At 34.8% G+C, this 24172-nt stretch carries 30 protein-coding genes; 16 read left to right on the top strand and 14 right to left on the bottom strand.

Features of this window, described 5'->3' with window-relative positions; translation table 11 throughout:
• Window positions 1–11 precede the first annotated feature (11 nt).
• Window positions 12–1241 carry an ATP-binding protein gene (locus JFU20_RS18620; protein ID WP_201038818.1) on the bottom strand — a complete coding sequence of 410 codons (1230 nt, stop codon included), beginning with the start codon at window positions 1239–1241 and terminating at the stop codon, window positions 12–14.
• A 172-nt stretch (window positions 1242–1413) separates the two neighbouring features.
• Here JFU20_RS18620 and JFU20_RS18615 point away from each other — a divergent pair, with 172 nt between their 5' ends.
• Window positions 1414–3441: a catalase gene (locus tag JFU20_RS18615; RefSeq protein ID WP_201038817.1), complete on the top strand. Its 2028-nt coding sequence runs from the start codon at window positions 1414–1416 to the stop codon at window positions 3439–3441.
• 21 nt (window positions 3442–3462) lie between these two features.
• Window positions 3463–4272: an alpha/beta fold hydrolase gene (locus JFU20_RS18610; RefSeq protein WP_002129555.1), complete on the top strand. Its 810-nt coding sequence runs from the start codon at window positions 3463–3465 to the stop codon at window positions 4270–4272.
• Between the two features lie 49 nt (window positions 4273–4321).
• Here the strand turns inward: JFU20_RS18610 and JFU20_RS18605 are convergent, their stop codons facing one another.
• Together JFU20_RS18605 and JFU20_RS18600 are read right to left on the bottom strand one after the other, a co-directional pair.
• Window positions 4322–4570: a hypothetical protein gene (locus tag JFU20_RS18605; protein WP_265324911.1), complete on the bottom strand. Its 249-nt coding sequence runs from the start codon at window positions 4568–4570 to the stop codon at window positions 4322–4324.
• Window positions 4571–4758: 188 nt separating this feature from the next.
• A complete protein-coding gene (locus JFU20_RS18600; RefSeq protein WP_201038816.1) occupies window positions 4759–6825 on the bottom strand; it encodes an LTA synthase family protein in 2067 nt (688 codons plus the stop codon).
• Window positions 6826–7116: 291 nt separating this feature from the next.
• Here JFU20_RS18600 and JFU20_RS18595 point away from each other — a divergent pair, with 291 nt between their 5' ends.
• Complete coding sequence (locus tag JFU20_RS18595; protein ID WP_002015720.1) at window positions 7117–8370, top strand: glycosyltransferase family 39 protein; 1254 nt, start codon at window positions 7117–7119, stop codon at window positions 8368–8370.
• Between the two features lie 43 nt (window positions 8371–8413).
• Here the strand turns inward: JFU20_RS18595 and JFU20_RS18590 are convergent, their stop codons facing one another.
• The 3 genes from JFU20_RS18590 to JFU20_RS18580 form a co-directional block, all read right to left on the bottom strand.
• The gene (locus JFU20_RS18590) at window positions 8414–8992 is read right to left on the bottom strand and encodes a YwbE family protein (RefSeq protein ID WP_002164915.1); all 579 of its coding nucleotides are present in this window, start codon (window positions 8990–8992) and stop codon (window positions 8414–8416) included.
• Between the two features lie 198 nt (window positions 8993–9190).
• Complete coding sequence (locus tag JFU20_RS18585) at window positions 9191–9478, bottom strand: hypothetical protein (protein ID WP_048517045.1); 288 nt, start codon at window positions 9476–9478, stop codon at window positions 9191–9193.
• A complete protein-coding gene (locus JFU20_RS18580) occupies window positions 9433–9729 on the bottom strand; it encodes a DUF3986 family protein (protein ID WP_002129563.1) in 297 nt (98 codons plus the stop codon). The genes JFU20_RS18585 and JFU20_RS18580 overlap by 46 nt, the downstream gene beginning before the upstream one ends.
• 120 nt (window positions 9730–9849) lie before the next feature.
• Here JFU20_RS18580 and JFU20_RS18575 point away from each other — a divergent pair, with 120 nt between their 5' ends.
• From JFU20_RS18575 to JFU20_RS18565, 3 genes are read left to right on the top strand one after another with little or no spacing between them, the layout of a single operon-like run.
• Window positions 9850–10857: an ABC transporter substrate-binding protein gene (locus tag JFU20_RS18575; protein WP_002089139.1), complete on the top strand. Its 1008-nt coding sequence runs from the start codon at window positions 9850–9852 to the stop codon at window positions 10855–10857.
• Between the two features lie 11 nt (window positions 10858–10868).
• Window positions 10869–11633 carry an ABC transporter ATP-binding protein gene (locus tag JFU20_RS18570; RefSeq protein ID WP_002015726.1) on the top strand — a complete coding sequence of 255 codons (765 nt, stop codon included), beginning with the start codon at window positions 10869–10871 and terminating at the stop codon, window positions 11631–11633.
• Window positions 11626–12432, top strand: a complete 807-nt coding sequence (locus JFU20_RS18565; RefSeq protein ID WP_002138764.1) for an ABC transporter permease — start codon at window positions 11626–11628, stop codon at window positions 12430–12432. The genes JFU20_RS18570 and JFU20_RS18565 overlap by 8 nt, the downstream gene beginning before the upstream one ends.
• 34 nt (window positions 12433–12466) lie before the next feature.
• Here the strand turns inward: JFU20_RS18565 and JFU20_RS18560 are convergent, their stop codons facing one another.
• On the bottom strand, window positions 12467–12694 hold the full coding sequence (locus JFU20_RS18560; RefSeq protein ID WP_002129567.1) for a hypothetical protein: 228 nt from the start codon (window positions 12692–12694) through the stop codon (window positions 12467–12469).
• A gap of 226 nt (window positions 12695–12920) precedes the next feature.
• Entirely contained in the window at window positions 12921–14039 is a 1119-nt protein-coding gene (locus tag JFU20_RS18555) for a hypothetical protein (RefSeq protein ID WP_002129569.1), read from the bottom strand.
• 93 nt (window positions 14040–14132) lie between these two features.
• On the opposite strand from JFU20_RS18555, the gene JFU20_RS18550 reads away from it, so the two are divergent.
• Window positions 14133–14810, top strand: coding sequence for an HAD family hydrolase (locus JFU20_RS18550; RefSeq protein WP_201038815.1), 678 nt, complete (start codon window positions 14133–14135; stop codon window positions 14808–14810).
• A gap of 69 nt (window positions 14811–14879) precedes the next feature.
• Here JFU20_RS18550 and JFU20_RS18545 read toward each other — a convergent pair whose 3' ends face one another.
• From JFU20_RS18545 to JFU20_RS18535, 3 genes are all read right to left on the bottom strand, one after another.
• Window positions 14880–15416, bottom strand: a complete 537-nt coding sequence (locus JFU20_RS18545; protein ID WP_002164913.1) for a DUF3267 domain-containing protein — start codon at window positions 15414–15416, stop codon at window positions 14880–14882.
• A gap of 112 nt (window positions 15417–15528) precedes the next feature.
• Window positions 15529–16008 carry an antimutator 8-oxo-(dGTP/GTP)ase gene (gene mutTA, locus JFU20_RS18540; RefSeq protein ID WP_002015736.1) on the bottom strand — a complete coding sequence of 160 codons (480 nt, stop codon included), beginning with the start codon at window positions 16006–16008 and terminating at the stop codon, window positions 15529–15531.
• Between the two features lie 84 nt (window positions 16009–16092).
• Window positions 16093–16410: a hypothetical protein gene (locus JFU20_RS18535; RefSeq protein WP_002089150.1), complete on the bottom strand. Its 318-nt coding sequence runs from the start codon at window positions 16408–16410 to the stop codon at window positions 16093–16095.
• Between the two features lie 83 nt (window positions 16411–16493).
• Between JFU20_RS18535 and ytzI the strand changes: the two genes are divergently transcribed.
• From ytzI to JFU20_RS18505, 5 genes are all read left to right on the top strand, one after another.
• Entirely contained in the window at window positions 16494–16643 is a 150-nt protein-coding gene (gene ytzI / locus JFU20_RS18530) for a YtzI protein (protein WP_002164912.1), read from the top strand.
• Window positions 16636–16866 (top strand): DUF3953 domain-containing protein, encoded by a 231-nt coding sequence (locus tag JFU20_RS18525; RefSeq protein ID WP_048517047.1) that lies wholly within the window; start codon window positions 16636–16638, stop codon window positions 16864–16866. Before ytzI ends, JFU20_RS18525 begins: the two co-directional genes overlap by 8 nt.
• 13 nt (window positions 16867–16879) lie before the next feature.
• Entirely contained in the window at window positions 16880–17110 is a 231-nt protein-coding gene (locus JFU20_RS18520) for a DUF3953 domain-containing protein (protein ID WP_002089156.1), read from the top strand.
• A 367-nt stretch (window positions 17111–17477) separates the two neighbouring features.
• Window positions 17478–17711: a hypothetical protein gene (locus JFU20_RS18510; RefSeq protein WP_002138769.1), complete on the top strand. Its 234-nt coding sequence runs from the start codon at window positions 17478–17480 to the stop codon at window positions 17709–17711.
• 25 nt (window positions 17712–17736) lie between these two features.
• On the top strand, window positions 17737–17967 hold the full coding sequence (locus JFU20_RS18505; RefSeq protein WP_002164911.1) for a YczI family protein: 231 nt from the start codon (window positions 17737–17739) through the stop codon (window positions 17965–17967).
• Between the two features lie 63 nt (window positions 17968–18030).
• Here the strand turns inward: JFU20_RS18505 and luxS are convergent, their stop codons facing one another.
• Entirely contained in the window at window positions 18031–18504 is a 474-nt protein-coding gene (luxS, locus tag JFU20_RS18500) for an S-ribosylhomocysteine lyase LuxS (RefSeq protein ID WP_001141371.1), read from the bottom strand.
• 128 nt (window positions 18505–18632) lie between these two features.
• Between luxS and yidD the strand changes: the two genes are divergently transcribed.
• Entirely contained in the window at window positions 18633–18869 is a 237-nt protein-coding gene (yidD, locus tag JFU20_RS18495; protein ID WP_002112460.1) for a membrane protein insertion efficiency factor YidD, read from the top strand.
• Here yidD and JFU20_RS18490 read toward each other — a convergent pair.
• A complete protein-coding gene (locus JFU20_RS18490) occupies window positions 18866–19429 on the bottom strand; it encodes a beta-class carbonic anhydrase (protein ID WP_002015742.1) in 564 nt (187 codons plus the stop codon). The genes yidD and JFU20_RS18490 overlap by 4 nt on opposite strands.
• 224 nt (window positions 19430–19653) lie before the next feature.
• Between JFU20_RS18490 and cydA the strand changes: the two genes are divergently transcribed.
• Window positions 19654–21003 (top strand): cytochrome ubiquinol oxidase subunit I, encoded by a 1350-nt coding sequence (cydA, locus tag JFU20_RS18485; RefSeq protein WP_002164910.1) that lies wholly within the window; start codon window positions 19654–19656, stop codon window positions 21001–21003.
• The gene (gene cydB / locus JFU20_RS18480) at window positions 20993–22021 is read left to right on the top strand and encodes a cytochrome d ubiquinol oxidase subunit II (protein ID WP_002164909.1); all 1029 of its coding nucleotides are present in this window, start codon (window positions 20993–20995) and stop codon (window positions 22019–22021) included. The genes cydA and cydB overlap by 11 nt, the downstream gene beginning before the upstream one ends.
• Window positions 22022–22190: 169 nt before the next feature.
• Here the strand turns inward: cydB and JFU20_RS18475 are convergent, their stop codons facing one another.
• Window positions 22191–22424, bottom strand: a complete 234-nt coding sequence (locus JFU20_RS18475; RefSeq protein WP_002015747.1) for a spore germination protein — start codon at window positions 22422–22424, stop codon at window positions 22191–22193.
• A gap of 711 nt (window positions 22425–23135) precedes the next feature.
• On the opposite strand from JFU20_RS18475, the gene JFU20_RS18470 reads away from it, so the two are divergent.
• Window positions 23136–24170, top strand: coding sequence for a YdcF family protein (locus tag JFU20_RS18470; RefSeq protein WP_002164908.1), 1035 nt, complete (start codon window positions 23136–23138; stop codon window positions 24168–24170).
• Window positions 24171–24172: the final 2 nt, after the last annotated feature.

The following is a 24172-nucleotide window of genomic DNA, read 5'->3' as shown; positions in this document are numbered from 1 at the left end:
AACAACACCTCTTAATCTTGTGTCACATTGCGCTCACATTTTTTCGGGAGCAGTATTTCTACTCTCGTTCCTTTCTTTACTTCACTAGAAATGTGTAATTCTCCAAGGTGCTCTGTCACAATTCGCTCTGCTACCGTAAGACCTAATCCAATTCTATCTTGCTTCGTTGTATAAAAAGCATCCTTAACTCGTCCTAAATTATCCTTTTTTATCCCAAAACCACTATCTACTATACTTACTATTACATAATCTCTTTTTTTATTTTCAACTTGTATTTTTAATGTTCCGCCATGTTCCATTGCCTCTAAAGCATTTTTAATAACATACAAAAATACTCCTTTTAATTTTCGTTTATCACATTCAATTTCACTTCTATTTTGCTCTTCATTAAAGGTGCAATTTATATTTAACTCATTCATTTTTCCGCGCATGTTTTCTACCGCTTGTACTAAAACATCACTTACAATGTGTTTTTCATAAACAGAAGGTTTACATGTAGCAACCTCCATTAATTCACTAATCATGTTATTCATATTTTCGATTTCGAGAATCATTTGTTCATATGTTGCATCTTTTTCGTGTTTCTCTTTTTGTAATTGCGTAAACCCTTTTAATGAAGCAAGTGGGTTTTTAATTTCATGTCCGACTGTCGCTGCCATTTTTCCGATAACCGCCAATTTTTGTGACTGACTTGCCTCTGCAATACGTCCCTTTACTGCTGAAAGATATTGTAAAAATCGATTTAAAATAATAAATGACACGAAAAGTAACACCATATTTATAACAAGAGACATAAACAGGTTAAGTTCTCCAAATACAAATAGGTATATCATATATTTCCCTATAAGGAATGGCGCTAAGACAAATAAATATTTTTTACTCAAAAAGATCGGTACGAAGAAAATGAAAATATATTCAATTACATTCCCTTCATCAAATGCTATTGTATTATGAAAAGCATACCATCCAATATTAAAAGTCTCTGCGATCATGTATGCAAATAAATATGTATATTTAACTAAATATGCTTTTTCTCTCTCAAATAAGTAAACACTAATACCTAATATAGCCATAATATATGCAAGCTTCCATATCCCTTTATGCCAATTTGCTAAAGGCATTGTATCTTCTAATATAATCGCGTATGCAACCTCGTATACAATTAAAATAACATGTATTACCCATAAGAAAATCTTAGCGTTTTTCTTTTCTTCTTTAGCTGATAGAAAACTCTCTTCCACTTCAACACCCCTTCAAAAGAATACCATTTATTATAATAAATGATTTTCATAGACAAACAAAGATAAATTGAACAAATGAGGAAAATCAATCCATAGATAATATACTTCCCCACACCATATGTAAGCATAAAAACCATGAACAATAATACGTATAATATGGGAGGTGCTTTATATGGACGGTCGTGAAAATAAGAAGATAGAACAGTTACAATCCTTTACGAAAAACAATGAAGGAAAAGAGATGACAACGAATACGGGTGTCAAAATTTCAAATGATGAAAATTCTTTAACCGCCGGCGATCGTGGTCCTACACTTTTAGAAGATTTCCTGATGCGAGAAAAACTCGCTCATTTTGACCGTGAACGAATTCCTGAAAGAGTCGTTCATGCCCGCGGTTACGGAGCACATGGTGTTTTTGAGCTATATGATTCTTTAGAAGACTTAACAATGGCTCATTTTTTACAAGACCCATCTAAAAAGACACCTATTTTTATTCGTTTTTCTGAAGTTGCTGGATCAAAAGGTGCAAATGAAACGAACCGAGATGTACGAGGATTCGCTGTTAAGTTTTATACAGAGGAAGGAAATTTCGATTTAGTGGGTAATAACATTCCGATTTTCTTCATTCAAGATGGTATTAAATTTCCGGATCTTATTCATGCTCTTAAACCAGAGCCACATAATGAGATTCCCCAAGGACAAACAGCACACGATACTTTTTGGGACTTTATCGCCAATAATCAAGAATCAGCTGCGATGATGATGTGGATTATGTCGGATCGCACAATTCCGAGAAGTTTTCGAATGATGCAAGGGTTCGGCGTTCATACATTTCGTTTAGTTAATAAACATGGCAAGTCACGATTCGTAAAATTCCACTGGAAGCCAAAGCTTGGCGTTCACTCGTTAATTTGGGATGAAGCTCAAAAACTAGGCGGCGCTGATCCAGATTATCATCGCCGTGATTTATGGGAAAATATTAATGCCGGAAACTACCCTGAGTACGAACTTGGCGTTCAAATTTTAGAAGAAGAGGATGAATTTAAATACGATTTCGATATATTAGATGCAACAAAAATTTGGCCGGAAGAAGACTTCCCTGTTAAGATCATCGGAAAAATGACGTTAAACCGAAACGTTGATAACGTATTTGCGGAAACAGAACAAGTCGCACTGCACCCTGGAAGCATCGTCCGCGGTATCGATTTTACAAATGATCCTCTCTTACAAGGTAGACTATTTTCTTATACAGATACACAATTAGCACGCGTCGGTACAAACTATCAAGAGTTACCGATTAATCGTCCGGTATGTCCTTTTCATAACAATCAAAGAGATGGTGCGTCTAAATATATAATTGATAAAGGAAAAGTCGCTTACCATAATAACTCTTTAGCTAATAACTCTCCCTTTACTGTACCTGGTACGAAAGGCGGTTTCGTTACATATCCTTCTACTGTTTCTGGACATAAAACAAGAGAAACAGCCGCTAGTTTTAAAGACCATTTCTCACAAGCCCGTTTATTTTGGAATAGTATGAGCCACGTCGAAAAAATCCATATTATGCAGGCCTTTTCCTTTGAATTAGGAAAAGTAAAAAGTAAATCAGTTCGCCAACAAGTCGTAGGTATGATTGGTCATATAAGTACAGAATTAGCTACTTTAGTAGCTGAAGCAGTCGGGGCAACAGTGCCAAATGTTCAAGAATCAAATGTTACAAAATCCTCACCAGCACTAAGTATGGAACATTCAACATTCAGCCCAAATACATTACGAGTAGGCGTCATTGTCGCAAACGGATATGACGGTCAAAACGCACAATATATTATAAATCAATTCAAACAAGCCGGTCTTCAGCCCGTTATTATTTCCGAACGATTAGGTTTTGTGCAAGGCTCTCAAAATGGACAGTGGGAAGTGAATGATACTTTCTTAACAGGATCACCACTTCTTTATGATGGGCTACTTCTTATTGGCGGAAATATTAATGATCATTTTCTTAACAAGGCAAGTTCATTCGTCGTAGAATCGTATAATCACTTTAAGCCAATTGGCGCTTTCCAAAATGGAACTACTATTGTTCAATCTTTAAACATCGAAGGAAAACCTGGCGTTATAACAGAACAAAATCCTACCTTACTTGCGAATGAATTTATTCAGGCAATGACAAAACAGCGATTTTGGGAAAGAGCCTATTAAAATACATGAGGAGGATACGTCATGTTCGTTACAGTGGAAAAAGATGTACACATTTTTGTTGAGGATATTAACCCAGGCCCTGGAAGTAAACCTGTCTTCTTCGTTCATGGCTGGCCTTTAAATCATCAAATGTACCAATATCAATTTAATATCTTACCACAACATGGTTTCCGCTGCATCGCCATGGATATACGAGGAAACGGACAGTCTGATAAACCATGGACTGGTTACACTTATGATCGTTTAGCTGATGATATCGCAATTGTATTAGATGCACTTCAAATAGAAAATGCTACGTTAGTCGGCTTCTCAGTCGGTGGCGCTCTCTCTATTCGGTATATGTCACGATATAATGGGCGTCGTATTTCCAAACTTGCATTAGTGGATGCTGTCTCTCCTTCTTTCGTGAAAAACCAAGAATCCCCTTACGGCGTACCGAAAGAACAAGCAGATGCTCTGATTGCTCAAATGTATGTAAATTTACCTAAGTTTCTAAGTGATGTATCTTTATCATTTTTTAATAGAAACTTAGGAGCTGCCACGTTAGAATGGTTTTCTTATCTCGGTATGCAGTCCGCTTCTTATGCTCTCATCAAAATTTTGCAAGCCGCTGCAAACGAAGACGTAACGAAGGACTTAAGTAAAATTAACGTCCCAACAAAAATATTCCACGGTGTTCACGACCAACTCATCCCTTATAAAAGTGCTGAGCTAACAAAAGAGCGAATTAAAAACTCTGAACTATATCCTCTTACAAATAGTGGCCACGGCTCTCCAATCGATCAAGCGGATGAATTAAATAAGGAACTGATAAAATTTTTAAATTCATAGTTCCTTTACAGTAAAAAAAGAATTTGCCCTTACGGCAAATTCTTTTTTCTTAACTACCTTTTGCACGAGCAAATTCCACATATGACTTATTCTTCTCTTCCATTAAAAATAAAACGATAATGCGGAAAAAATGAAGAGTTGGAACAATAGTCATACAAAGAATAGGTAAAAAATAAACACGCTCATCGTTAAACGCATAAATACTAACAACTCGAAATCCTGTTTGTTTATAAATCCACACAACAAATAATTGTAAACTAAAAATTAATAATAAATCTGGAACTGATTCTATTAAAATTAAACAAATTGTCCAATTATATACTAGATGAAAAATTCACACACTTCTCACAAATCAATTATTAAAACGACTCTATTTTAATTTATACTAAATGTACAAGTAATACTCCCTAAACCTAGCTTGTCTGATTATCCCGTTAAATACTATGAAAAAAGAACTTGTATCGTATACAAGTTCTTTTTTGTCGCCTATTTAAATAATATATCCTTACTATATTGCTTTCCGATGAGTAAGTCATATTGAATAAACTCATATTGCTTTAACATTTCTTTTTGTTTTTCTGTTAAACTTTTTATTGCTTCTCCGTCTTTTCCTATCTTCAATTCATCACGAAGTACGGGAATTTCTCCATATAACTTAGATAAAAATTGATAGAACGGTACCTTATTTAATCCAGCATAATCAAAGACAAGATTTGAAAAATAGATTGGACTTACTAAACCTAAATTGTCATTTGGCATATCAAAATTTGCATACATTAATAACGGCGTTTGCGCCATCGCTAATCGTTCACTTGGCGTTTTTTCATTTGTTATATAACCAGTCTCTTTGTAAAGAGATTTATTTGTTCCTAGTGATGGGAGATGGTCCCCAAAGAATACTAATAATGTAGGTCTATCTAAATTATCTAGCTCCTCTATTAAATATTGAAGAGCTTCATCTGAACGTCTTAACCCTTCTGTATAAGTCTCTAATTCAGCCTTCGACTCTTCATTTTCTAATCCACTAATCTCTATTTGATTTTCACCAAATCTTCCTTCTGTAAATGGAAAATGATTTTGCATCGTAACTGCATGAACAAACGTAGGTTTCTTTTGCTTCTCTAATTCAGCTATTATCTCTTTACTCATAGATAAATCGCTAATATAATCTCCATCAATTTCTACATTTTCCATCGTATCTTGTGCATTAAACTTATCAAACCCTAACACTTTATATACATCATCCCGTTTAAAGAATGAGCGACCGAACGAATGAATTGCACTTGTATAATACCCTTCTTTTTTCAACGCTCGAGGAATAGATGGAATTTCTACCTTATTTGTAACGACCTGCTGATATGGTATAGAGCCTGGTTTTAACAAACTCATTGAATAACTCGTTAATGCCTCAAATTCAACGTTTGCAGTATTTCCTCCAAATGCAGGAGAAATAGTTTGTCCACCAGGAAAACTTTCTATATAATGATGTAAATTAGGTAAAGGATCTTCACTAAAGGACAGGTTCGTTAACTTCGTTGGATCCCAAAACGATTCACTCATTACAAAAATAATATTCGGTTTCTCTTTTTGCTTCTGCGCCTCTATATTGCTACTATATTGTTTCTTTATATCGTTTGCTATTTGAAGCATATTTTCTTTTGAATAATCTTTCGGCTTTTCAATGACTGTCGTATCTAAATTACTTATAAAGCCTAGCACAAAACCATTCGAAGCATAATTTTCATTTTGATTCCACAAAACGAACTCTATACCCGACTTTTGAAACCATTTATTCATAAACGTATTCGTAAAATTACCATACACATATAAAATAAAAGCGGATCCTACTACTAATAAGGCTCTTACTCCTGGATGAATCTTTACACTTTGAATATATTTTCTAATATATATCCCCGCTATAATACAAGCTACAATACTTACGATAACGACAAAAATATAACTCCAACTAAAATATTCCATCACCATCGGTATAACAGATTGCATATGTCCAATCTGTGTAAAATCAGAAGGATATAGTGGGTCTCCCCTAAAAACAATTTTGAAGTGATTTACAATAGCCAAAATGATTAGCAAAATGCTTGTCAAAATAGTACTCAAAAAAACTTTTCCAAGTACGTTGTACACCAAAACATATATTGCATAAATTACAATTAAACTAAATATAAACTGTGCGTTATAATTGTAAATCCAATTCAGTGTATTTACGAGATTCATATTATTTTGCATAAAAATAAAAAGAAAAGTAACCGCATGAGCTACTAAAAACATTCTAATATAAATCCGAATAATCGGTTTAAATTTATTAACTATACCTTTATTTAAATACGCAACATATAGTAGTGCAACCCACATCAAAATTGTCATTATACTTAAAACAATTTTTTGATTTAACATATCTTTCATCGCATCTAAACTAAAATATTTTAAAATCAAGAAAAGTGTGGGTACAACATATAAGGTTACTAAACCACTTAAAACCGCTGAAATTAATATACTTCTTCTTGGCTGATGAAATGAATAATTATCCCTCAATTCACTCCCTCTTTTCTGTTTATTAATTTCACCCCGCACCGTAAAAACAGTTTCTATTAAGATAACATACTTCATGCATTTCGTCTTCACACTGGATTCTACTATAACTGTAGTTTCTTAATTCTCCCTTAATCAACAGTTAATTTTTGGAATGCCAACTATTCATTCTTAAAAAACTAAATTCCTTCATTCCACTTTATGATATAATAACTATGTTTTGGAAAACCTTAATACTAATATGGTTTTATCATGAAAATACGAAGGAAATAATAAAAAGGGAGATGCTCATTTTTGTTAAATAAGTTTAAAAATTTGCCTAAAGCGGTATATGTAATTTTGGCACTTTCTTTCCTGTTGCATGTTTTTTGTCTAGTAAAACAGCCAGGATTAAATGGAGAAGTAGTCAAAGTAACATATGGTGCATATGATGCGTTCAACTATTCGTTAACAGCTGAACAGCTATTAAAACACGGTGTCTTTGGATATGTTTATTTGGAGCCTAGTGAAGTTCCTGGAAAAAATGCATACATCACACCAGGTCAGCCACTATTATTAGCTGGCGCTATGATTATTTCTGATGTTACATCACTTCCTTACTATTACGTGGCAACCGTCATTAATATGATACTGAACCTCGGCACAGTGTTATTAGTATTCTTAATAGGAAAAGAGTTATTTGAAAAGAATATTTATGGAATTGTCGCAAGTATTTTATATGCTATTTATCCAAGTAACTATACATACTTCCGTACGTTATTAACCGAAGTTCCTTCAATATTCTTATTAACGTTAAGTGTATATGTATTTGTTCTCGCATGGAAATATAATAAAGTGAAATTCCATATATGGTTCGGAATTGTCGTTTCCATTTTACTTATGTTCCGTCCAAATCCAGCTCCAATGATGCTCATTCCTGTTCTTGTCGTCTTGTTCACATATGGATTTAAAGACTCAATTCGAATTGGATTATTATGGCTCATTGGCCCGTTCTTTATTATCGGTGCCTGGGTTGTTCGTAACTATTTAGCGTTCAATCAATTTATCTTATTCTCAACGCAAGGTGCGGATCCATTAATTGCCGGTGCGGATCCATTTAACAAAATCGGCTATGAAAATGTAGTTAACCAAATGAAGGCCCAGGGTTTAGAAGATAAAAATGCATACGCAAAAGATTTAATCAAAAATGGATTTAAAACGGACTTCACATATTGGTTCTCGTGGTTCACTGTTGGTAAAACAATTGAATTATTCAAAACAGCTCCTGCTGTAGACCAATACCATATTCATAAATTTATGCAAATGTGTCATAAAGTCTTCATCATAGGCACATTCTTGAGCAGTTTCTGCTGCATGCTAAATTCATTTAAACATAAACGCGTTATGATGCTAGTAGCAAGTTCTGTTATTTACATCATCTTCTCAAACTTATTCTTAGCGATTAATCGCTACGGATTTTTCATTAACCCTCTTATGTGCTTAATTCTTGCATACGGGTTAGTTTACGCTGTGCAGAAGCTTCCATTTTTCCGCACTAGTCAAGCATAATAAAAAAAGAGGTCGTCCAAAAATGGACGACCTCTTTTTTTATTTATCCAACACTTTGAACACGGCCAATTTGTCCATCTTGTAATCGGACTTTAATTCCGTACGTATGTGTTTCCGTGTTTGTTAAAATATCTTTCACAACACCGCTCACTGTTTTACTATAATCTTTATCTAATTGAATAACTACATGTGAACCAACCGAAATTTGTGATCTTGTCGGTTTCCCACCTCTTGCTTCTGTTGTTTTTTCTTGTTTCTGTGTTCTCTCTTGTTGTGCCGACTGCTGTTGCTGAGCCTTCTGCTCTTCTTGCTTACGTTTCTCTTCCTCTACTCTTTGCTGCTCTTCTTGCTTACGTTTTTCTTCCTCTACTCTTTGTTGCTCTTCTTGCTTACGCTTTTCTTCTTCTATTTTTTGTTGCTCTTCTTGCTTACGTTTTTCTTCCTCTTCCTTTTGCTGCTCTTCTTGTTTGCTTTCCTCTTCTACCTTCTTATCTTCTTCAACTTTCTTCTCATCTATTTTCTGTTCTTCCGCTACCTTCAGCTTTTCCTCTTCATCTTTACAAGCTGTTAAAACAACTACACATAAGCCCGTAAGTAAAAATAATAATAATTTTTTTAACATTAAAAAATCCTCCTATATATACATTACAAATAATGACCTTTAATAGAATAACAAATATGTATGAATCCCTTTGTCGTAATTTGTCGTATATATTGGATTTTCCATGTAACACTACATGCTCCAAATAGAGAAGAACCTGTCGTGTGACAGGTTCTTCTCGTTATTTATTAGGATACGATGATTAGATTAGCATGTTTACTATACAAGAGGAAGCATCCATATTTTCCATATGATACTTACGATTACTATAAGTACAAAATCAAACAAATCTAATCTCGGACCCTTTTTCATAGTCATGTCTAGCCACATATAAATCCATTTCATTTCCTTATATTTATGAATATTTTTCTTTGCGAATCGGTAAGTAAGCACTTGCATGATGTAAATTCCAATTACGCAAATAAGCAATAAGATGAGAAATTCAAATACAAAATTCCTCCCTATTTTTGAAGCGTTCTTTCTACTATACGGTTCTTCAAAACCCATTCCTCAAACTGAGCACTTCCAAATTCCCAGCTCAAATCACGAGCATGTACAGAAAAAACGTAATAACCGGCATATTCGTCCATAAACACCCCTGCCCCTACATCATCTTTTTGAATACCGTATACTCCAAAATTAAAATACACATCCCACACGTCTTCATGCTTCCTCTTATAAGCAATCGATTCCATATCACATTCAGTTCCGAAATAATCAAGATGTAAATGTACGCTATCATCGTATTCGTAATCCATTTTATCACCCCTTATATTTGTACTTCTTTACTACCCAAAAAATTCCTGCTATATATACTCACATATGGGCACTTACCTACATATTATGCTTGTAGATTGACTTCTAGGAGGTGTCATATAGTGAAAAAATTAATAACCGTTTTTTGCATCATGTTACTAGCTGTTTTCACATTCGCTGCTTGTAGTAGTACAAAGGAAAGTACGAAAGAACAAGCTCAAAAAATTCGCGTTGGCGAAGTTACACACTCTCTTTTCTACGCACCATTATATGTTGGAATTGAAAAAGGATTTTTTAAAGATGAAGGCTTAAATATTGACTTACAAACAACAGCTGGCGGAGATAAAACGATGACCACCCTTTTATCTGGCGGAATTGATATTGCTCTCGTTGGTTCAGAAACGTCTATTTATGTTCATCAACAAGGAGCAAAAGATCCTGTCATTAATTTTGCACAGCTTACACAAACAGATGGCACATTTTTAGTTTCCCGTAAAAAATTAGACTCTTTTAATTGGAACGACGTAAAAGGCGTTACGTTTTTAGGACAGCGTAAAGGCGGCATGCCGCAAATGGTTGGTGAATACGTTTTAAAGAAAAATGGCATTGACCCTCGCAAAGATACGAACTTAATTCAAAATATCGAGTTTGCTAATATTGCAAATGCCTTTGCATCTGGTACGGGAGAATTTGTACAGCTCTTTGAACCGACTGCAAGTATACTTGAAAAAGAAGGAAAAGGTTATATCGTCGCGTCTTTCGGAGCTGAATCTGGTACTGTCCCTTATACAACGTTTATGGCAAAAGAAAGTTTCTTAAAGAAAGATAAAGCTGCTGCTGAAAAATTCACGCGCGCACTATATAAAGCGCAGCAATGGGTTGATACACATAGTCCAGAAGAGATTGCCGATGCCGTTTCACCACTATTTAAAGACACTTCAAAAGACATTTCAGTAAAAGTAATTGAGCGCTACAAAAAACAACATTCTTATGCGACAAATCCATTATTAGATGATGCAGAATGGAAACAACTCCAAACGATTATGAAAGAATCTGGTGAATTACAAAAAGAAGTTCCACATGAAGCGCTCGTCAATACAAAAATTGCCGAAAGCGTTATTAAGAAATAGAGGCGAAGTGTATGAGCTTTTTACAAATACGTAACGTTTCTCACTGCTTTTTTGCAAAAGAAAATGCCAAACTTATTCTTGAAGATATGAGTTTGCAAGTAGACGAAGGCGAATTTATTTCAATCCTTGGTCCAAGTGGTTGCGGAAAAACAACGCTCCTCTCCATCATCGCAGGTCTACTCGATCCAATTGAAGGTATCGTATTTTTAGATGGTGAACCGATTACAAGTAAGACCCCCTCTATGGGCTATATGCTCCAGCAAGATTACTTGTTTCCGTGGAAAACAATTGAAGAAAATATTATGCTCGGACTTCATATTCGGAAGGTTTATGATGAAAATACGAAAGAACATACATTAAAGCTTTTAAAACAAGTCGGCCTATATGATATAGAACAGCAATACCCTCGTGAACTATCCGGTGGTATGCGCCAACGTGCTGCACTCGTTCGAACATTAGCGACCGACCCAAAAATTTTATTGTTAGATGAACCATTTTCCGCTCTTGATTATCAAACAAAATTAAAACTAGAAGATCTCGTCTTCACATTACTACGTAACTATAAGAAAACATCCCTACTTGTGACACATGATATTGAAGAAGCAATTGCGATGAGTGATCGTATTTATTTACTGCAGGCGAACCCTGGAAAAATCGCAAAAACATTCATCGTCCCAGAAAGTATCCGTTCCTTATCGCCGTTAGAAGCACGCCACCACCATGACTTCCCATCCCTCTTCCAAGAAATATGGAAGGAGCTGGAACGACTTGGATAATATAAAACAACTACATGAACAGTTTCGAAAAAAAGAAAGACAACATGCATGGTTAGCTCGCTCTTTACAACTTGTACTTCTTGTTCTTTTCTTTGCACTATGGGAAATAGCTAGTAAAAAAGAATGGATTGATCCTTTACTCTTTAGTTCTCCTTCAAGTATTTGGGATCTCTTTTTAACGAAATGGATTGACGGTTCACTTTGGGTCCACATATGGACGACATTACTTGAAACAGGAGTAGGTTTTATTCTCGGAACTGTACTTGGAGCTATTATTGCTACTCTCCTTTGGTGGATGCCACTTTTGGCCCGCGTACTTGATCCTTATCTCGTCGTCCTAAATGCAATGCCAAAAGTTGCACTCGGTCCAATCATCATTGTTATTTTCGGTCCAAATATTTCTTCCTCTATCGCAATGGGGGTAATCATCTCTATCATCATTACCATTCTCGTTATTTACAGCGCATTTCAAGAAGTCGATTCCAACTATATTAAGGTCATGGACACATTCGGCGCAAATAAATGGCAATGCTATAAGCACGTTATTCTCCCTTCATCTTTCCCTGCAATTATTTCAACGTTAAAAGTGAATGTTGGCTTATCATGGGTCGGTGTTATTTTCGGGGAACTCCTCGTTTCTAAACAAGGACTTGGCTATTTAATTAGCTACGGATTCCAAGTCTTTAACTTCACACTCGTCTTGCTCAGTGTATTGCTCACTTGCGTCCTCGCAACTCTTATGTATGTATTTGTCGAGGCATTTGAAAAACTCCTTATTGGAAAACGAAAAAAAAGCTGACTTAGAGCGATATGCTAGAGTCAGCTTCTTTCTCTTACCTTTTATCACACATTTTCGAATCGTCTGCAATATTCCCATTAGCAACCGTAACTGTATGGAAACAATCTTTCACACGCACCGTAACGACATTATCTTTTCGATCAATAATATGATAATCATTAAACTCTTTATTTAATGCACTACGAATTTGCTCCCCTTCAAAAATCGGAAAACCGTGAGACATTACCCAAATGAGACCAGCAACAGCAAGAATCGTTTTCATACGTTTCATTACCTCCTCGAGAGTAAACTTATAGCCCCTATACTATGCGCATTATAATTGTGTCTAATTTGTGACGTTTTTATACTAATTCTATTTTAATGATTCAGTTCCTTCTTCTTTTTTGAAAAAAGACAGAATTTTCAATTTTATCAACATGAAGAAACGCAAAGAACTACAATTCTTCACGTTTTCCCTTGGCTAAAATATATCGAACACATAATTCGCATTAGTGTCCACTTGGTTGTTCCATCGTTTTCGACACATTATATAACCCAGCTAACACTTCCGCTCTCATTTTTACAAGCTCGGAGAATTGATAGAAGAAGGCAATTTTTTTATATTTTAATTCTGTTCCTTCTTTCACCTTTTTTGAATCTTGTAAAATAAACGCTGTAAATGTATCCGCAATATCCTCTGCTACATTTGTCGTCCCATACAGTGAAACAAACTCACCATGCTTTTCCTTAAAAAATTCAATTTGAGCTTCTTCGCTTTCTTCCACTTTCTTTTCTGTCCACTCCTGGTCAATTGGTTTCCAGAAAGAATTATAAAATTGATTTATATAAGAGCTCTCCTTCGCACATCCTTCTTGTAAGAAAAGAGATTTACATTTATTTTGGTATGATGAAATATCTTTATCTTCTTCAAAAGCCTTTAAGTACTTTTCATTTACTGGTATTTGTTTATGTCCCAGTGTCAATACGTGAGCCGTCTCATGTATTAATGTTTTCATCACTTGATCGATATTTACTGCAGAATCAAGCGTATCTAAGCTAATGGTCCACTCTTTCGGATACTCCATACTCGGCATAACATGAGCGACAATTCCATCGTATCCATCTGTTACCATATCAAACTCTTTTATGTCAGTGCGATACTTAGCAGGAATAAGCGTGCTATACATCTCCCATAACGATTCATGATAATCCCTATCTTGACGTTGCTTTAATACTTCTTCTTTCGCGTCCTTATCCTCCGCAAAAGCCTTATTCAATCGTTTGCGATCTAGTTTATCGAAATAAGGATCTACAATTTCATCACCATCAATATAATAAGAAGCTAAAAAGAAATAATTTTCATCATCCTTTTTTTTCATTTCTGCTTCTTTCATATCGTTACTTGAATGTCCTTCTAAATCATAATCCTCTAGTACTTCAAGTTCTGAAAGTCCATCTATCTTTTTATATACTTTTTGAAGTGTTTTATCACCTATTTGTGTGCATTCTTCTGTCGTTTCGCACACATCTTTTTTCTCTCTTTTCGAAGTTTGCTCCGACATATCACATCCAGCTACTAAGCCCATTGAAATCATAAAACACATTAACTTGCCATACAGTTTCTTCATACGCCCCTCCATTATTCCATTCTACAAAAATATCATAATCATTTTTTAACGAATATGCGATAATTAATTATAAAAACTGTATGGAGGTTTCCCATGATTCGAGCAGTCTTATTTGACTTAGATGGAACACTATTAGATCGTCGTCAATCTTTAGAGCAATTTATTCGTGATCAATATAATCGCTTCGCCTTTCATTTGATAAACATAGAAAAATTCGAGTATTGCTCTCGTTTTCTCGAACTCGACAATAATGGTTACACGTGGAAAGATAAGGTATATTCCACTCTCCTTTGCGAATACAACATTACCACTTTAACGCAAGAGCAACTGCTGCATGACTACATTACAAATTTTCAATATCATTGTATCCCTTTCCCAAACATGCATGAATTACTTCAACGACTAACTCAGCAAAATATAAAAATCGGTATTATTACAAACGGCTTTACTGATTTCCAAATGAACAACCTTCGAGCACTAAACATACATACGTATACAAACACAATTCTCGTTTCAGAAGCGGAAGGAATTAAAAAGCCTCACCCTGAGATTTTCGAACGGGCTTTACAAAAGCTAAACGTAAAAGCAGAAGAATGCCTTTATGTTGGAGACCATCCAGAAAATGATGTGCTTGGTTCTGAACAAGTAGGGATTCTTGGCGTTTGGAAGAGAGATTCATTTTGGGGTGACTTTGAACATTCACGTGTGATAGATGATTTATTAGATGTTCTTTCGTTTTTAGAGGTAGAGATAAAAACAAGATACTACTAAATAAATTATATGAGCGATTTACCGCCAAAAAGAGGAGGCCGTTATTCAAAAACGACTCCTCTTCCTTTATTATTCATAAACTGTAAACTGTGGTTTACTCGGATGATCCTTTACTAGTGCATCATCTGGAAACTTTGAAACTTTTTGATATAGAGCAATGTCACCAATACAACCTGCTGTTAGTAGAATCCCTAAAAATGAGATCGATTGAACATTCATGGCTAACCCAATTACAATTGGCAAAATTCCAGTTGGTAAAAATGGCAACATTAAAACTTTCTTCATTTGCTTTACTGTAATTTCTTTTTTAGAATGAGCGTATGCTACACCTAATTTCCAATTGACACCCCATTTTAGTTCGCTCCACGGAACACCTCCGATATAACGAAATCCAATTAAATGTATTGCCTCATGAATACAAACGAGAATAATCATTCCAATAATCAAAAGAAACATAATCGGCAATGTAATTTCAATTTGAAACTCGCCTGAAAAAAGCGCATGTAAATAACTAATTCCAATCGCCAGAGCGAATATTATAAAAAATGAATAAACATTTAATTTAACCATCGAAACAGAGACAGTTGTTTCTTTTCTGTTATCCACCTTTTCACCTCCTAAAATGTAAATATATCTTTACAAAATTGTATAATATACCCAAAATAATGTAAAGATATATTTACATTTATTCTTGAACATAAAAAAGAAACCGGCCACTTTACTTCGTAAAACAGCCGATTTCTTCTATATGTTTCATCGTACGCGCTAATACATCGTCGCGCATAATAAAGCTAAATTTTCTATCAGTTTTAATATTATCAGGAATGTCTTTTAATAAAACAGACCCTTTCGTTTCTTCGTAATGCGTATGCTGCTCTACCGCACTAATTGTTGCAAAATAAATGTTTTTAATGATTATTTTGTCTTTTCCGGATACTTTGTATTGCCCTAAGTAAGTTAAATCAGAAACTATGCCGCCGGTTTCCTCATGAACTTCTCGAACTGCCGCTTCTTCCGGTGTTTCCCCGAGTTCTACTTTACCACCTGGAAATTCAAGACCACGGCGTAAATGATGCGTTAATAACCATTGATCCCCGTACCGGCATACAACCCAAACATGCTTTGGCTCAGGAGAAAATGGGTAACGTTCAAACGATAATTGTACAGTGTTGTGGTAATAATCTTTAAATTTGTACATGCCATTACTCCCCTATTGATGATTACAAGTTTTTCCTACCACAAATTGTAGCATATTCTCGCTTTTCTGCATAATATTATCCAATTACAATCCATTGATTATTCCCATTTGCGCGACTAATTCTTTCGTTTCATGATTCCCTAGATCATAAATCATTTTATATGCTTTTTGTAGTTGTTCATCATATCGATCATTATTCGAATCGTGATGATACTCAACGAATGGAACGTGGGAGCGTACATACGAACCTAAGTCCTCTTCATACGCTTGATCAAAATACTCTCTTAACTCCGTAATCTCTTCGTCATTTGCATAAATTTCAAAATTATACGTATCCGCCGTCTTCACTTGCGAAATTTGACCATTTCCAACTGATATATAATATGTTTTTTTATTCTCCATGTAACACCCTTCTTTCATCCTTTTAATTTCTATTGTTTTCATCAATTACAAAATTATGTAAAATAAAGAAAAGGAGGGATTTCATGCTCAAAATATTAATTATCGGCATTATAATCGTACTGATCATATTAGTACTCTCCGTTATGACGATTAATAAAGGCTACGCATATAAACATTCTGTTGATAAGCCCGAAGATAACCCTTATACAAAAAACAGTAAAGAGCATTCATAATATACTACGCATTTTAATCGCACTCAGTGTCATCATCATATCCGCTATTAGTTTACTGACAGGTCAAAATAACTTTCTACCACTTTCACAATTTCTATTAGGAGCTTTAATGTTTCTCATCGCAATTGAGCAAATAAAAAAGAAGGATTCAGGAACCGGATTTATTTGCATTGTTGCTGGTGCTTTCATTTGGCTTGTTTTTATCATTACCTACATAAAATAGAGGAGGGTCTTTTATGCTGAAAGGATTACGGATTACTTTATCACTTATTGCTTTATCTATAGCAATCTATAGCTTTTTTACTGGTAATAGGGAAATCATGCCTTATATGTTTATCTTTTTAGGGGGGATGGCTTTCATTATTAGTATAGAGGAAATCTTAAAACAGCAAAAAGGTGGTAGCATACTTGCTCTGTTAGCAGGAGCTGTTGCTTTATTTCTTGGCTTCTCAGAAATATTTCGATAAATAGTCTCTTTAAAGGAGGAATTCGATGCTAACTGGAATACGCTATTTTTTCATGCTTCTCACAATCTCTCTTTGCACTTATTCTCTTGCTACCGATAATTTCACACTTCTCCCATACATGCAATTTGCTCTCAGTTGTTTCTTTATTCTTCTAGGAATTAATGAACTGAAATCCGGAAGAAAATCAATGGGTATCTCGCATTTTCTCGTTTCTATTCTTATGCTCTTCATTGTAATATCGAACTACCTTCGTTACATGTAACATGTAATTTTAATCACCTACTGACTATTCCCTTTCACCAATTTGGCTTTGTCGAACAGGTAATAAATTTGAGGATAACCTAAACAAAAAAAGGTGGAGAATAGTATGCTAAAAGTATTTCGTATTATATCCGCTCTGATCGTCATCGCTCTCGCTCTATATGGAATGTTTACAAACCCGCTTGTTATTATGCCCTATATGCTTATTGCCTTATCTATCATGGCTTTCATCATGAGCGCAGAAGAAAAACAGAAACAACAGAAAGTAAATAGTACAATCTCTTTCTTTTCTGGCGTCTTTACTTTAATTATTGTCATTCTTATTCTTGTCTCTCGATAACAATACTTCTACTAAGGAGGATTTCATGTTAAAAAACATTCGAATTATAATAGCGACTATCGCTCTTATTCTCGCCCTATTTAGCCTCTTTGCAAACTTCTCTATGCTTTTACCATTCGTATTTATCCTTTTAAGTATTATGTTTATCCTTTTTGGAATTGATGAAATAAAAGAGCAACAAAAAGCAAAAGCATTTGTTTATTTTCTCTGTTCTGCCTTTATTTTATATGTTGGAGTATCTAGTATACTTTCATAAAAAGAAGAGCAAGTTTTCTCTTAACAAAATAAAAAACTGCCCTTTCACAGGCAGTTTTCCTTTTTATCCAAATACTTTCTCAAGTTCATCTTTATCTTGGCTTAACCAGAAGTTCATTAAGCGTTGTGCTCCTTCTAAGTCGTGAAGCTTCGCTTGGCCACATTGTGTTTCATTTGCAGCTGGAATTTCTGTAATTTGAACCGCATCTTTTAATGTTAGTTCTAATAAATCAATGATTTCTCGAACCGTCGGTGTTCCGCTTACTACAAGATAATATCCTGTTTGGCAACCCATTGGTGAAATATCGATAATATCAAAATGCGGATAACGATCAATATATTTACGTAAATTAAATGCTAATAAATGTTCTAACGTATGAATAACATCTGGTTTCATTGCTTGTTTATTCGGTTGGCAGAAACGAATATCAAATTTATTTACAATACCGTCACTACCTACATTGTGGACTCCGCAATGTCTTACATAAGGCGCCTTTACAATCGTATGGTCTAATTCAAAGCTTTCTACTGATGGCATACAACATCTCTCCCGCTTTTAATTTAATTCCGTTATATCCAATATGATATAACGGAAATCGACATTAGTAAAGAATTATGTACTGTCGTGCTATAATACTTTAAGACTATGCTGAAAAGGAGACCATTATGAAACAGATTTTTATCGGTATTATACGCTTTTATCAAAAGTTCATTTCTCCGATGACACCGCCAACGTGCCGCTTTCATCCGACTTGCTCTCATTATGGATTAGAAGCGTTTCAAAAACACGGTGCCTTCAAAGGATTTTGGCTTACATGTAAGCGTATATTAAAATGTCACCCTTTCCATCCAGGAGGATTTGATCCTGTCCCAGATAAAAAGGATGACAAAGTAAATTCTTAATTGTCGTAACCATTTACAACTAAATCTAATTTTCCTGTGTCAGGATCTATAACAAGACCGTGAACAGGTACTTCTTCCGGAAGTAACGGATGGTTGCGGAGTATTGACACACTATGTTCTACACTTTCTTCTACACTAGAGAACCCTTGTAAGAATCTTTCTAAATCGATTCCAGAATAACGAAGTGTATCTAATTTCTCTTCTGTTACGCCGCGCTCTTTCATTTTTTCAATTGTACTGCTTGCTTGAATTTTTGCCATACCACAATCATGATGACCGACAACACATACTTCATCAGCTCCAAGCTCATATACAGCGACTAAAATACTACGCATAATACTTCCGAATGGATGTGAAATAACAGCGCCTGCTACTTTAATAATTTTCACATCACCGTTACGCATATTCATTGCTTTCGGTAATAATTCAACAAGACGAGTATCCATACAAGAGATAATTACCATCTTTTTGTTTGGAAATTTCCCTGTTTCATACTCTTCGTATTTTTTCTCTTCAACAAATTTTTCATTGTATTGTAAAATCTCTTCTAATGACTTCATAGTAAAGAACCCTCTTTTCTCTCATTTACATTACATATGTAGTGTACCAAAATTTGAAAAACTCAAAAAGGATATTGCTTTATAGTAAAAATAGGATGTTTTCAGATAATCGACATAATTCTTTCAAACTATACACACACCTTTGTAACAAGTCTCACATACTTTAAACGTTTTTTCACTATAAACTGATTGTAGATAATGTAAAAAAGGAGTGAATATTTATTATGTCCGACGTTCTGTTACTAAGTCGTTTTCAATTTGCAATTACTATTTTTTATCACTTTTTATTTGTACCTTTGACAATCGGACTTGTTATTTTAGTAGCATGTATGGAAACTCAATACGCCCGCACATTGAATCCAACATACCGCAAAATGGCAAATTTCTGGGGAAAACTTTTTACAATTAACTTCGTAATGGGGATTATAACTGGGATTACGATGGAATTCCAATTTGGAACAAACTGGTCTGAGTACTCCAAATATATGGGAGATATTTTCGGATCACCTCTCGCAATCGAAGCACTCGTTGCCTTCTTCTTAGAATCTACTTTCATGGGAATATGGTTATTCGGTAAAGACAAAATCTCACCAAAGTTCCGTGCTTTCTGTATGTGGATGGTTGCACTTGGAACAAATATTTCTGCCCTTTGGATTATTACAGCAAACGGCTTTATGCAAAATCCTGTTGGCTATGTAGTACGTAACGGCCGCGCTGAATTAAATGATTTCTGGGCTCTTGTTACAAATCCATATGCATGGAATATGTTCTTCCATACTGTAATTGGTTGTTATATTGTCGGTGCTTTCTTCGTTATGGCAATTAGTGCATATCACTTACTACGTAAAAATGAAGTGGAATTCTTCAAAAAATCATTTAAGTTTGGCTTAATGTTAGGGTTATTCGCAGCAACAATTACACCATTTATGGGCCATCAATCTGGTGTATCAGCGGCTAAGTATCAACCAGCAAAAGGAGCTGCAATGGAAGCTGTTTGGGACACTGGAAAAGGACAAGGTTTCTCAATCATTCAAATTCCTGATGTAAAAAATGAAAAGAACTTTGAATTCCTTACTATTCCAAAGCTCGGAAGTTTCTTCTATACAAACTCATTTGATGGAGAAATTGTTGGTTTAAAAGATATTCCAAAAGAAGATCGTCCAAATGTTAACCTCGTGTACTATAGCTTCCGCTTAATGGTTGCACTTGGCATGTTCTTTATGGCATTAACTTGGTACGGTTTCTATTTAAACCGAAAAGGAAAACTAGAAAACTCAAAACGTTATTTAAAAATTACAATGTGGTCTGTTTTACTTCCATATATCGCAATTAACGCTGGCTGGATTGTCGCTGAAGTAGGTCGTCAACCGTGGACAGTTTATAAACTAATGCGTACAGCAGAATCCGTGTCACCTATATCAGTTCCACAAATTTGGTTCTCATTAATTAGTTTAATATTGTTCTACACTTTACTCTTAATTGCAGACGTATACTTAATGCTGAAGTTCGCGAAAAAAGGACCCGCTGCATTAGAAGAACCTGCTACTGAAGGAGGTACAGCTCATGTCTCATGATATGCTTGCAATTATCTGGTTCGGTTTATGGGGCGTAATTTGGACAGTTTACTTCATTCTTGATGGCTACGCACTCGGTAACGGGATGATTTTCCCATTCGTTGCGAAAGACCGACAAGAACGAAATCAATTACAAGAAGCAATTGGTCCATTCTGGGGTGGTAATGAAGTATGGTTAATTACAGCTGGTGGCGCAACATTTGCTGCCTTCCCAATCACATATGCAAATATGTTTAGTTACCTATATACACCACTGTTTTTAGTATTACTTGCACTATTTGCTCGTGCCGCTGGACTTGAATTTATGCATAAAGACGATTCACCAATTTGGCAAAAAACTTGTAAATGGGCATTTACAATTGGTAGTTTCCTAATCGCCTTCTTATTCGGTGTTACATTCGCTAACCTGTATTACGGGCTGCAAATCGGAAAAGATGGTTATGAAGGAACTTTACTTAGCTTACTAAACCATTATGGTATTTTAGGTGGTCTTTTCTTCACTGCTATATTCGTCGTATCTGGTGCCCTTTGGATTATGATTAAAACAACTGGCGAAGTATCTGATCGTGCTTATAAAATCGCAAGACCATTTTCAATGGCAGCTGCTATCATTTTAGCTATCTTCTATGTCGCAACTGCAAATCGTACAAATTTATTCCAAAACTTCACGGAATATCCTGTACTATTCATTCTTCCAGTACTTGCAATGTTAATGAGTGTACTCACACTTATTATGGTGTACAAACATAAAATTGGCCTTGCATTCACATTCGTTTGCTTAACAATCGCAATGTTTATGACAACTGGTTTTGCAGGTATGTTCCCAAGAATGTTACCATCTCGTATTAACGACGCTTATAGTACAACGTTATACAACGCAGCTGGTAGTCAATTAAACTTAAAAATTATGTTCTTCGTTGCAATCGTCATGGTACCAATCGTTATTGGATATCAGCTTTGGAGCTACAGCATATTTAAAAATAAAATTCATAAAGACTCTGCTAAAGGATATCACTAAAATAAAAAAGACACTTCGAGCGAAGTGTCTTTTTTATTTTACGTATGATTTTCGATAAGATGTTACATTTCTAATCTAACAACTATGATAAAGAAGAATCACTAACAGCTCACAACTAAATTGTATCACAGGGCAAGCACATCATTTTATGCATTTTTACATATAAAAATTATAACGTAGATTGAATTACTTGGTCATACACATCGTTATCCGTTACATCTGCCGTACTAATACCACTGAATGTCCTCACATTTAGTCCCGTATTTGAAGATCCTGATCCGTTATAGGCTTTCGTTTTTTCAATCGGATGTACGTTATATTTATCACCTAAGTTAATTGTCCCATTACAGTTCTCAATAATAACCCCTTCCACAATAGCTGGCATTTTATCACCTACTTTCATTTCGTTACTTTTATTTTATGAACATCGCCTACAAAAATAGCATGTTTCAATAAGAAAAAGCACTCAAATTGAGTGCTTTTTCTCTAAGCATTAATGGCAAGTTTGGAGACAGTTGACTTTTCCAAAAATTTATTAGGGGTAATATTTTGAAAAAGAAAGCCTTTCATATGTAGCTTAACATCGCTGGAATATATAGTAAATTGATAATGTTTATACGGAAGATTGCTAATGTTTAGTATAGATATTTTCCACTATATCAACAGTGATAACTATATACACTAAACAACAAAAAGGCGCCTTTTAAAAAGACGCCCTTTCCCCTGTTTATATAAACCCCATCCGCTTTTCGTAAACACACACTAGAAAACAGAATCATGAATTGTTACAAGATTGTTAGGTACAAAAAGAGTAGAGGCTAATGTTTGTATACAATTCTGCTTTATAGCATGTATCCACAATTTATATTTTAATCCTCTTTCATTAAAAAGGAACAAAATATGCAAAATTACATATTTCAAAGAAAAAGACACTCTACAGAGTGCCCTCTAAACCATTTTACTTTTAACATATCACTTTGAATATATTTTACCATATTTAACTATATCGGTTGTTGAGAAAATTCAAAATCGTTATTTTTTTATCAACATCTTCAAAATCATGTAATATTAAGGATGCAATAAAACATTATAAAAATTGAGGTGTACTATATTTATGTATTTTGGAATTATTCCTCTTATATTGTTTATTATTTTTCTTATCTCTTACTTAAAAGATCCACGGAAAATAATAAATGGCTTTTTATTTAATGCCTTTTTCTGTTCATTTCTATTCTTTTGTGCTATAGCCTCATATGCGTCTGGTAATAACAATTTACATTTTACCGTTCTTATTCCTATACTAGCGTTAATTGTAATGATACCTTTTGCTATAGTCGCTTTAATGTTTGGACTATTTCTTAATGCAAAAATTTTAATGCAGAGAGAAGGACGACGCTTCACAAATTCTTTAACTTTAATCGCAGCTTTAGGGATTTTATTCCTTATAATGCTCTCTATCATAAATCCAGCAAGTTTATTCTCTGCACATTTTCAATTTATTTTTGCTGCGATTTCTCTTATAACTATGTATTTCTTTATACATTTATCTAACTTCTTAAGCGCTTATTTTCTATACCAATTCAATAGACCGAGACGTAATCAAGATTTCATCATCGTTCTTGGTAGCGGCTTAATTAATGACAAAGTGCCACCTTTACTTGCAAGTCGCATTAATAAAGCAATCGACTTTTATTGGAAGCAATCCGCTGTGAATACACCACCAACAATCATTTTCTCTGGTGGGCAAGGGCCTGATGAAGGTCTTCCGGAAGCAGAAGCGATGCAAAATTATGCTGTTGAAAAAGGCATTCCGCTTGAACATACGGTACAAGAAAATCGTTCTGTAAACACATATCAAAACATGTCGTTCTCTAAAGAAATTATGGATTCTTTAAAACCAGAAGGTAAGTATAAAAGTATTTTTACAACGAATAATTTCCATCTTTTCCGTGCTGGCATATATGCAAGACAAGCTGGCCTTAATAGCCAAGGAATCGGATCAAAAACAGCCTTTTATTACTGGCCTAATGCAATGATTCGCGAATATGTCGCAATTGTCGTTATGGGGCGTAAGCGCCATATGAAAATATGTGGAACTATTTTAGGTTTCGCTTTATTCCTAACAGTCGTTAGTTTTATACTTTCTTAACA

Source organism: Bacillus sp. TH30, from assembly GCF_016650875.1.
In the GTDB taxonomy this organism is placed as follows: domain Bacteria; phylum Bacillota; class Bacilli; order Bacillales; family Bacillaceae_G; genus Bacillus_A; species Bacillus_A mycoides.
The sequence above is the reverse complement of the archived record's forward strand: the minus strand, read 5'-3'. Positions and strand labels throughout refer to the sequence as shown.